General features: G+C 52.8%; 8 protein-coding genes. 3 read left to right on the top strand and 5 right to left on the bottom strand.

The annotated features are described in order from the left end of the window. Positions 1–26: 26 nt before the first annotated feature. Genes H6F80_RS01055 through H6F80_RS01045 form a run of 3 tightly spaced genes read right to left on the bottom strand, consistent with a single transcriptional unit; the run spans position 27 to position 3,962 of the window. Positions 27–1,265 (bottom strand): class I SAM-dependent methyltransferase, encoded by a 1,239-nt coding sequence (locus H6F80_RS01055; RefSeq protein WP_190789768.1) that lies wholly within the window; start codon positions 1,263–1,265, stop codon positions 27–29. 3 nt (positions 1,266–1,268) lie between these two features. Continuing rightward, entirely contained in the window at positions 1,269–2,558 is a 1,290-nt protein-coding gene (locus H6F80_RS01050; RefSeq protein WP_190789767.1) for a dihydroorotase, read from the bottom strand. A 45-nt stretch (positions 2,559–2,603) separates the two neighbouring features. After that, positions 2,604–3,962, bottom strand: a complete 1,359-nt coding sequence (locus H6F80_RS01045; protein WP_190789766.1) for a histidine phosphatase family protein — start codon at positions 3,960–3,962, stop codon at positions 2,604–2,606. Positions 3,963–4,180: 218 nt separating this feature from the next. Between H6F80_RS01045 and H6F80_RS01040 the strand changes: the two genes are divergently transcribed. The 3 genes from H6F80_RS01040 to H6F80_RS01030 all read left to right on the top strand — a co-directional run bounded on the left by H6F80_RS01040 (position 4,181) and on the right by H6F80_RS01030 (position 7,405). Next, positions 4,181–5,827, top strand: coding sequence for a CPBP family intramembrane glutamic endopeptidase (locus H6F80_RS01040; protein ID WP_190789765.1), 1,647 nt, complete (start codon positions 4,181–4,183; stop codon positions 5,825–5,827). Between the two features lie 423 nt (positions 5,828–6,250). Further along, on the top strand, positions 6,251–6,895 hold the full coding sequence (locus tag H6F80_RS01035; protein WP_190789764.1) for an S-layer homology domain-containing protein: 645 nt from the start codon (positions 6,251–6,253) through the stop codon (positions 6,893–6,895). Between the two features lie 210 nt (positions 6,896–7,105). Then, positions 7,106–7,405, top strand: a complete 300-nt coding sequence (locus H6F80_RS01030; protein WP_199296295.1) for a Mo-dependent nitrogenase C-terminal domain-containing protein — start codon at positions 7,106–7,108, stop codon at positions 7,403–7,405. Between the two features lie 256 nt (positions 7,406–7,661). On the opposite strand, the gene H6F80_RS01025 is transcribed toward H6F80_RS01030, so the two are convergent. Next, on the bottom strand, positions 7,662–10,136 hold the full coding sequence (locus H6F80_RS01025; protein ID WP_190789762.1) for an ATP-dependent Clp protease ATP-binding subunit: 2,475 nt from the start codon (positions 10,134–10,136) through the stop codon (positions 7,662–7,664). Between the two features lie 417 nt (positions 10,137–10,553). Further along, positions 10,554–10,823, bottom strand: a 270-nt coding sequence (locus H6F80_RS01020) for an alpha-isopropylmalate synthase regulatory domain-containing protein (protein ID WP_277879001.1), incomplete at its 5' end; no start/stop codon positions are given.

Below are 10,823 nucleotides of genomic sequence, written 5' to 3'. Positions count from 1 at the left end.
ATTACCCGCTAGCCCAACATTGGGACTCAGCCCATTTGCAGTCCTTTTAGTAATCGGCTCTGCGCGTCGCCTGACAATCCCTTTGCCTGAATCAGCACCCCAAAATTGCCCAGCCCCATCGGATTTATGAGCCCATGTAGTGCTTCTCGCCGTTGCAGAATAATTTGCAGCGTCAGATCAGGATCGGGCTGAGACAGTGCGGTAAGTCGATCGCCCAAGCCCAACGCCATCAGAAACAAGCCCTGCTGCGTGAAGCCGATCGGGTCTAGTCCTGCTGGTGTGCCGTATTGCTCCAGAGCCGTGAAATCGACATGAGCGGTAATATCTTGATGACCGATCGCCCGATAGGGGTTGTCGTGATGGGCGTGGTGATAGTAGCACTGAAGCGTCCCTGCACTGCGGGTTGGGCTGTAGTAGCGATGGGCAGGATAGCCATAGTCGATCGTCAGCAAATAGCCCTGATGGAGCCGATCGGCAACGGTATGCAGCCAGTCGATCGCTGCCAGATTGACTTCGGTGCGGTAGCCGTCTGGGTAGGGGGTCAAATCTACTCCGATCTGCTGAAAATACTCGGCAAAGCGCGGGGTTGAAAGTTCGCCGATCGTCTCTATAAAATGGGCATCAGCAAAATGGGCATCGGAGGCAACGGCAGGATTGGGTGTCGGTTCACTGCTTACGGTGATGTAAATTTCTTGAAGCTTACCGTTTGCAATTGTCAGCCGATGTACGGGAAAAGCATCGACTAATTCGTTGGAAAAGCAGCAGCCAACGATCGAATCTGAAGAAATCTCGTCCCAGGTGTGCCATGCCACTTCGCCCCAGGAGTCGATTAGGGAGCGGAGACGGGCTTGCTGTTCGGCGGCAAAGGCAGGTGATTTTTCGACAATTACATAGCGCAGCGCGGCAAAGCACTCGAAATAATGTCGATGCAGATAGCGCACGATGTCCTGTGCCAGAAGTCCCTGTCCGGCTCCCATCTCAACCAGCGTAAAGGGATTGGGGCGATCGAGCTTTTCCCACATCTGGGCAAATTGAACGGCAAGCAGTTCTCCAAAGTCTGCGCCGAGATGGGGTGAGGTGGCAAAGTCTCCCTGTGCGCCAATCTTTGACTGAAAGCGAGCGTAATAGCCGTGCTGTGGTTCGTACAGTGCCAGATCCATAAACTCTGCAAAGGTGACGCGCTGCTGCGGACTGGCGGCAATGCGATCGGCAATGATCTGACACAATGCAGGATTACTCGGCTCTAGCTGCAAGCGTCTCGTCATGCGTCACCGTCCTCCCCAGACTTGCAACACCCGTCCTCGAAGCGTTTGATTGAGCCAGGGGGTGTTAGTCGATCGCGATTTGAGCGTGCGAGAAGTCACCTGCCAGGCATGATTGGGGTCAAACAGCATTAGCTCGGCGGGCTGACCCGGCTGAATGCTTGCAGGAGATTGGTTTAATAGCTGTGCCGGATTGGTGCTAAGTGCCCGCCAGAGGGTAAGAGCAGGGATCTTTTCAGAAACGACTAACGCCTGCCAGAGCAGCGGTAAAGCCAATTCCAGTCCGATCGCCCCCGGTGGAGATTCAGCAAAAGCGACAGTTTTTTCTTCGTAAGTGTACGGACTATGATCAATCGCAATCGCATCGATGATCCCCGATCGAATGCCCTCGATTAAGGCTGCCTGATCCGCAGGATTGCCCAGGGGCGGTTCGACATGAAGGCTGGGATCGTAGCTCTGCACCGCTTCAATGTTGAGCAAAAGGTGCATCCAGCTGGTGCTTGCTGTGATCGGTAGCCCGGTTGCCTTTGCCTGCCGAATCAGATCAACGCTTCGCGCGGTTGAAACTCGCATTAAATGCACCGGAGTTCCAATTGCCGCGAGGCATTCCAGCAGAGCCGCTAAAGGGGCAGTCTCCGCGTAGTCTGGGCTTCCGGGCAGTCCTAACCGCAGGGATTCCTGGCCTTCGCGCACCACGCCATTGCCGCTCAAGGATCGATCGCAGCACCATAACGCGATTGGCTGACTCAGACCTTGGCTGTACTCTAGCAGGCGACGCAGCAGAGTCATGTTTTGAATCGGCTTGCTGTCTGCAAATCCCGCGATGCCCGACTCTGCCAATTCTGCCAGTTCCGTCATTTGTTCGCCTTTGGCATCCAGCGTTAATGCTCCCCAGTTGCGAATTTGGGGGACGGTAAATTTCTGGCACTGAGACTGAAACCAGGCAACAGTCGCGGGATTATCGACTGCAGGATGGGTATCAGGGAGCAGGGTTAAGCGGGTAAACCCTCCAGCAACCGCCGCCGCTGCCAAAGAATCAATCGTCTCCCGTTCCTCAAATCCCGGCTCACCCGAATGGCTGTATAAGTCCACCAATCCCGTGCCCAGAATTAGCCCTGACCCATCCCGGATTTGAGTATTATCCGGGTAAGAATTAATCGCTGCTTCGACCGACTGAATCACGCCATCCCCGATCAAGACATCTGCAACCCGATCGCCTCGCAGTTCCCCAGAGGGGGAATCACCCAGGGTCACAGGGTCAAGCAGGCGAACTTGTCGGATTAGCTCAGCGGTCATAAATTCGTTCCTGTGATTACCAGTCCCGTGGTTACAGTCCCGTGGCTACAGTGCCCCGGCTGCCGTCTTGTCGAGAACGCCTCCTAGATGGCTTGTGATGTTGAGGGCATGAATCAGCGGTTTGCCCTGGTTGCCGAGCGGATAGTCGATCACCGTTACGGCTCCGTTGCCTTGTTTAAAGGTCCAGAAGGTCTCAGGACCGCGATCGATCAAATAACCCAGAATTGCCTTATTCACGGCATCGTGAGCCACCACCAGTACGGTTGTCGGTCTATCATCCTGAGACTCTGGCGTTGAGGCAACCAGATCCTTCCAGGCAAGCACAACCCGATCCCACACCTGCTGAAGATTTTCGCCTTCAGGCATTTGCACGGTTTCGGGCGCGATCTGCCATTGCTTTAGCTCCCCAGGAAACTCTGCTTCGATTTCGGCTTCCAGCTTGCCTTCCCAGAGCCCGTGGCTAATTTCGCAGAGGCGATCGTCCAGTTCTAGCGTCACTTGCGGGTGATGTTGCAGAATAATTTCTGCCGTTTCTTTTGGGCGGAGCATCGGGCTGCTGAGGGCGCGATCAATTGCGACATCCCGCAAAAATTCGGCTGCCTGACCTGCCTGTACCCGTCCTTGATCATTGAGCGGCACATCGATCTGTCCCTGAAACCGCTTGTCTCGATTCCAGTTAGTTTCGCCATGGCGCACCAGCAAAAATCTTGCGCCTTTTGTGTCTTTGCGCGGCTTTGGGATCGGTTCGCCTAGATGCGCCGTCAAATTTACAGACTCAAGTTGCACTGGATCGCCTAGACCGCCTGCGAAGTTCAGTACGCTGATGCCGCAATTTGACTGGTGCATTGATTTATAGCTGTCTGCGTCCAGCCCGACTGCTGCCCCGATCAAACAGCGATTGATACCGCTATGCGCCACAACCAGAATGGTTTCACCTAAATGCTGCGGTAAAATTTCCTGCCAGAACTGCCGTGCCTGCTCATAAAGAGCCATGACCGGATAGAAATCTGTTGTGCCTTCTGGGGTTTCCATGGGCATTTTCAAATCCTTCGGGCGATCGCGCCAAAGCAAAAATCCTTCGGGAAACTGCTGCTCGACTTCTTCAAAGGTGAGTCCTTCCCATTGCAGCAAATTGATTTCCTTCAAGTTGTCTGTCAACCGCAGATCAGGGATCGGCGTGCCCTGCTCGTTTAAGCTCGATAAGATAAGCTGCGCAGTTTGCTTAGCGCGTTTGAGCGGACTGGAATAAGCCGCATCGAACTTCAAACCCTGCAACACTGCGCCGACCTGCCGCGCTCCTGCCTGCCCTTTTTCTGTTAAGTCAGACAAATCACAGTGTCCCTGCACCCGCCGCTCGACGTTATAGGTGCTTTCTCCATGCCGAACCAGAATAACGCGAGTCACCGGGGCAATCCTCCCATGCGCTGAAAATCTCTAAAGCCGCTGAACGTTAAAAGTCCTTTGCAATTCTACCGTGATCGGGACAGGAAGAATTTGTCTTGCTTCCTCCCTCTGGCTTTTGCGATCGCCACCCTTACAATGCAATTATTCAATGGAATTATTTTGTCAAATCATTTCAAAAAAATTCTGTAAATTTCTGTCCAGCGATCGGGTCTGAATCGATGAGTCAAATCAAACGGCTAATTTTAAGCGGCATTACGCTTCTGGTGGTTCTATTTTTAGGTGGTTCCCTGCTTGCCAGCTTTAGCGAACCCCAAATTACCAATCGCCTGGAGCTTTACCAGACCGATCTGCTGCTGCGAGCCAGCGAACTCAAACCGAATGCGTCAGATCCCGCCAATCTGGCTGGGGTAAAAAACACCTTACTCGGTCAAGACCCGGTTAAAACTGCGCTGGAGCAATATCAGTCTGTGCGAAACTCCGCCGCCGAAAATCTTCAGCAGCTACAGACCCGCCTCACCGTTTCTCAGGACAATCCTTTCCCCGAGGAAGCTGTCCAGTCTTCTCGTCCCACTGATCCCGACACGAGAACTACGCCTGCGCCCACGGAGCCTGCCACGATCGAAGAACAAAACAAACAGCTTCGACTCGCCGTGCTGCAGCAGCAAACCCTGATCGATCAGCTTGATCTGCGGATCGGGCTGCTTCAGGCAGAGCAAAACCACACCGATGCGGCGATCGAATCCTGGCAATCCCTTAAAGATCGACTTGCTTCCTTTCAGCCCACCGCTCAGCGTCCATCTGGTAAGGTTTCCGATAAAAATTCCACCGCTTCGATTAGAGCAATTACTCCCGTTCTGATTGGCTTATGGAATGAGCCACCCCGTTTGCTTCCTGATGCCGAATCCCAAATTCAAGCCTCGCTGGATGGTTGGTTTCGCGATCGGGCACTGCGGCGACTCTATGCCCTACAACAGCGACCCGATGCGCTGGCCGCCCTGGAAGTAACTCAACAGCAGGTGGCTCGTCAAACGCTGGTGAAGCTAACTCTTGTGGGCGTTGCTCCGGCGATCGGCGGCTCTTTGGGGATCGTGCTGCTACTGATTGTGGTTGGACGCTGGCTCATCCGGGCAAAGCAAGCTCCTGCTGAAGCAAACAGTCTGGCATGGCAGGTTCCCTGGACTGGGGAAACTGTCTGGCAGGTCTTGATCGGCGGCTTTTTCTTTTCAGGTCAGCTGCTTGTGCCCTGGGTGCTGCATCTGCTGCCGCTTAATTTTGCTGCTTTTGGACAACGGGCCCAGGCGATCAATACGCTTTGCTATTACTTACTGATGGCAAGTGCAACGCTGCTCACTCTTTATTTATCGATTCGAGCGTACTTTCCTTTACCAAAGGACTGGTTTCAGCTCAAGGGCAAACGTAACTGGTTTCTATGGGGAATTGGAGGCTATCTGGTCGCATTGCCGCTGATGCTGGCGGTTTCCCTGGTAAATCAGCAGCTTTGGCAGGGCCAGGGAGGCAGCAATCCGTTATTACAGATTGTGCTGGAAGAAGGCGATCGCGTCGCCCTAGCAATTTTTCTGTTTACAGCGGCAGTCGCGGCTCCGGTCTTTGAGGAACTGCTGTTTCGCGGATTTCTGCTGCCCTCGCTGACACGCTACTTTCCCGTTTGGGGATCGATTGCCCTGAGCAGTGTTTTGTTTGCCATCGCCCATTTAAGCCTGTCGGAAGTGCTACCGCTGACGGTGCTGGGATCAATCCTGGGCTTTGTTTACTCTCGATCGCGCAGTTTACTGACGCCAATGCTGATGCATAGTCTATGGAATAGCATCACCATGCTGGGGCTATTTATTTTGGGTCGCGGATAATCTCAACCGCAATGTCCAAATCGGTAAATCTGATACAAATTCTCTGTCTTTTTTATTTGTTCATCGCTCTAAAACAATCGTCGGAAAGTAATTCCTGGTTGATTTCTCGACTGTGCTAAAAAATATCATTTTCATTCCATCAAGTAATACGATTGGGTGAACCCGATTGTCCTCATCCTATGGCATGATGTTTATGGCTACAGATAGGGATTTATATTACAAATCCTGAAGGTGCAGTCAAAAGAGTGTCACACCGACTACCTCACTTTTAGTTCAATAAGTCACAACAGAAGCAGAGAAACTTTGCGCTGTTCATGGCAATTTGACTAAAGCTGAATTAAGCAAACTTCATTTCCTTCGCAACATTCAGATCAGTCGAATCGTCGTTTGCTAGTGGTGTGTGTTTATGGAGTGGTTCATGCGATGGAACGGTTTGTCGGTGCTCTCTCACTAACCCTATTGCTGTCTGGATTGGCAGCAGTTGCTCAGGTTTCGCCTTCTCAAACTCCCACCTCTAACTTAATTAATGCGGAAATCCTGCCTGCGCTTAAGGGCGACCTGGCTCAAGCAGATGCCGCAGTGAGCCGCGCTGAACTGGCAAATATCTTAGTCACCACCTTTCAACTTGACCCGGCAAAACAAACCGCTGCTGCCCCTGCGTTAGCAGATGTGTCGGTCTCGCACTGGGCTTACAAAGATATTCAGACGGTTGTAAAAAGCGGTATCATGACCGTTCAGCCGGGAGGAAAATTTCTTCCCGATCATCGAGTCTCTCGCGCTGAGGCGTTTTCTGTAATCGCCAAAGCATCGGGCAGTGTTCAGGATTCGGACCCGACCGCTACTGGGATTTTGGCAAACTATGCCGATTCCTATCAGGTTCCGCCTTGGGCACGCCAGCAGATTGCAGCGGCCCTGCATCGCGGATTCGTCAACATACGATCGGATCAGCGAATCGATCCCTTGAGCGTCATGACTCGCGCTGATATGGCTCATGCCCTGAGACAGTATCATTTTCAGGAGATTCCTACAGGACTGCGCCGTTCGTTTTCTAGACCAATTGGAAGCTGAACGTAACCCTGGAAAGTTTACTGGGGCTTCAGGAAACCCAAATTAAGGTTTTCAATTCCTTCACCTGAACCCTTTCCTCACCACTTATGCTGGATTCAACCAGCGCATTAAATTGTTTAAGCCTGCTTCAACTTGCTAACTTAACGATCGCTTACCTTCACTCTGGCTAGTCCCACCGCGATCGTTTCCTATGATTCCACAGGTGAAATGATGAATAGTTCATCGACACTTCATACAATTCATTCTCCCAGACGTGATCCCCTCCAGCCTATCCGTCTTTGGGTAGATACTCTTCCTGTCCAAGACCGCACCTTTGCCCGCCGCATTGCTAAGCTGATCCCGCCGCAGTGCCCGTTTGAGCGCGACATCAAGGTGTTCGGGAAAACTCTGCTGCACATTCCGCCCCTCTGCAAGCTCAACCCTCTTTATGAAGAGCTAGTCGGACTGCGGTTTCGTGCCCTCTGCTATCTGGCAGACGAATGTGGTGAAGATATTCGCCCTTACTGCTAAGCCAGATTGCCAGTTGATCCCTGGATTCCCTATTAAACCCAATTAAAATAGTTCCACTTTTGCAGGCTTTATGCCTGCTTTTTTTATCAGCTTGAAAGCTGCAAAATCTTTGCCTCCGGGGAACTCGTGATCCCCAAGGGAACTAGAGAGCTAGTGTAAAGCAACAAAAAAGGGGGCAAAGCCCCCAGAATTATGTACTCGTGCTATCAACTTTGCTTGATCAAATCAGGCTTACGCGATTGCTTCGCAGTTGCCCCTACGGGGCGATCGGTGCAAAGCTTGCTTTTTCCTGACGACAAATCTGGATCTGACCATCATCATCAACATCGGCAAAAGCAGTATCACCGTCCCGAACAGTACCCGACAGCATCGCTTCTGCAAGATTGTCTTCGAGTAAGCGGGCAATCGCTCGACGCAAGGGGCGTGCCCCATAGACGGGGTTAAAGCCCTCGGAGACCAGACGCTCCTTAAAGGCAGGCGTGACTTCCAGACCAAGATTCTGCGCTTGCAGACGAGCTGCGACTTCTTGAATCATCAGGTCGGCGATCTGAGTGACTTCTTCGCGGTTGAGCTGACGGAAGACAATGATCTCGTCAATGCGGTTCAGCATTTCAGGGCGGAAGTAAGCCTTCATGTCGTCCATCACGCGCGATCTAATCTGGTGATACTGAGCGGTTGCGGTATCTTCTGCGGTTGAGAAGCCAAGGCTGCTGCCACCTTTTTCGATCGCCTTCGAGCCGATATTCGAGGTCATGATCACGACCGTATTCTTGAAGCTGACCGTGCGACCCCGCGAATCGGTCAAGCGACCGTCTTCGAGCAACTGAAGCAGCATGTTGAAGACATCAGGATGCGCTTTCTCGATCTCGTCCATCAGGATCACGGTGTACGGCTTGCGGCGAACTGCCTCGGTCAACTGACCGCCTTCGTCGTAGCCCACATAGCCCGGAGGCGAACCAATCAGCTTGGAAACCGTATGCGACTCCATGAACTCAGACATATCGAGCCGGATCATCGCTTCTTCGGAACCGAACACGGCAACGGCGAGGGCTTTGGCAAGCTCAGTTTTACCCACGCCCGTCGGACCCGAAAACAGCAGACTGGCGATCGGACGATTGGGATCACTGATGCCCACCCGAGAGCGACGTACGGCACGCGACACAGCTTTCACCGCATCTTCCTGACCGATCACCCGCTCATGCAGAACGTCCTCTAGGTGCAGCAGCATCATCGATTCAGATTCGGTCAGCTTGCTCACCGGAATGCTTGTCCAGGAAGCAACCACCTGAGCAATGTCTTCGGCAACCACCACGGGTAGGTCAGCCTGCGAAACGGTCACATCTCCGTTCTTGAGCGCCTGAATCTGCTTTTCTAACTCCAGCTCGCGATCGCGCAACTGTCCGGCTTTGTCGAAGTCTTGCTCGGTGACAGCGGCTTGTTTGGCGGTAGTGACTTCCTTCAGCTCATGCTTAAGATCTTTAGTGGGCGAGGCTTTGCTGTTGCGAAAACGCACCATTGATCCGGCTTCGTCAATCAAGTCGATCGCCTTATCAGGCATGAACCGATCGGTGATGTAGCGATCGGAGAGCTTGGCAGCCGCATCCAGTGCCTCGTCAGAAATCGTCAGGCGGTGGTGCTGCTCATAGCGATCGCGCAGTCCGTGCAGAATGGCGATCGTTTCTTCTACAGAAGGTTCACCCACCATCACGGGCTGGAAGCGGCGTTCCAAGGCAGCATCGCGCTCGATGTGCTTGCGGTATTCGTCCAGTGTGGTCGCGCCAATCACCTGAAATTCACCTCTTGCCAGGGCAGGCTTCAGCATATTCGCTGCATTTGTACCGCCTTCGGTTCCGCCCGCACCCACAAGGGTATGAATCTCATCAATCATAAGAATGACATTCTGCGACTCGCGGACTTCCTGAACAATCCCCGTAATGCGCTCTTCAAAGTCACCCCGGAGCTTTGTGCCTGCCAGGAGGCTGCCCATGTCAAGCGAGATGATTTGCTTGTCCAGCAGAAGGTCGGGAACCTGACCATCTACGATACGCTGTGCCAAACCTTCGGCGATCGCAGTCTTGCCGACGCCAGGCTCACCCACCAGCACCGGATTATTCTTAGTACGGCGACCCAGGATTTGAATCACACGCTCTAATTCGGGCGATCGACCCACCATCGGGTCAAGCTTACCGTCTTTGGCAAACTCGGTCAGATTGCGACCAAACTCGCTCAGCATCTTGCCTATCCCCTTGGAGCTGCCCTCCATCGAGCGACGACGTGCCCCAGCCGTAGCAGGTTCGACTTCATTCATTGCCTGAAGGAGCTGCACTCTGGCGGAAACGGCATCTACGTTCATTGCTTCCAGAACTTTGTTGGCAACATTGTCACCGTCCTGAATCAGTGCCAGCAGAATGTGCTCTGGCGCGATGTAAGGCGTATCAAGCTGCCGTGCCTGCTCGAAAGCTAGCTCAAAAATGCGCTTTGATTTAGGTGTAAAGGGAATATTGACTGGGACGAAACCAGAACCGCGTCCCACAATTTTTGTGACTTCGCGTCGTGCGGCTTCCAGCGTAATCCCTAGCTCGGTCAGCAGTTTAAAGGCTGCCGTGCCTTCTACGCGGATTAAGCCTAATAAAAGCTGCTCGGTACCGACATGAGCATGACCCAGCCGACGCGCTTCTTCCTGGGCAGCCATGACAACGGCGATCGATTTCTCAGTGAAATACTCAAACATCTTGAGGTGGTTCCTGAATGGAAATGGCAACTAAATAAAGTGACAAAACTAAAGTGTCAACGTGCATCAGGTTCTGAACTGAATTGAAACGCGATCGAATCAACAAATGGCTGTACCACAGGTCAGAACCGGGAATACAAAGACCCAGTGCTCACTAGGACTGATCAGGGGCAGGGTCGGTGAGGTCTTTCAGAAAGTGATGTTGGACGACAACTAGAGCTGCGCTGACACAGCCCATAAACGAAAGGGCGAATAGCATCGACATCGCAGCACCTCGCTCTATGAAGATGTGTGTATTACTTATTACTACTGTATCGATCGAGCCGAGCTAGGGGCAGGGAGGATAACCGTAGAAGGGATGGGGGGTGGATGGATGAATGAGGAGGTGAGGGGGTGGGGCGATCAGCTTGTTTAACGCTAGGCAATCCGTGAACTCGCGATCGCCGCTTTGACCTGATTTTGCAGCATGAGTCCGTACTCTAATCCGGTGACTACTGCCTGATAAGAGGCTTCAATAATGTTGCCGGAAACACCCACGGTTGACCAGCGTTGTAAACCATTGCTGCTTTCGAGCAGGACTCGGGTTTTGGCAGAAGTTCCGGCGGGGCTGTCGAGGATGCGGACTTTGTAGTCGGTGAGGTAGAAGGAGGCGATTTCGGGGTAGAAGTTGGTGAGGGCTTTTCGCAG

The organism is Leptolyngbya sp. FACHB-711 (assembly GCF_014695615.1).
Classification (GTDB): Bacteria; Cyanobacteriota; Cyanobacteriia; order Elainellales; family Elainellaceae; genus Leptolyngbya_A.
Note: the sequence above shows the minus strand (reverse complement) of the source record. Positions and strands in the feature narration are given on the sequence as shown.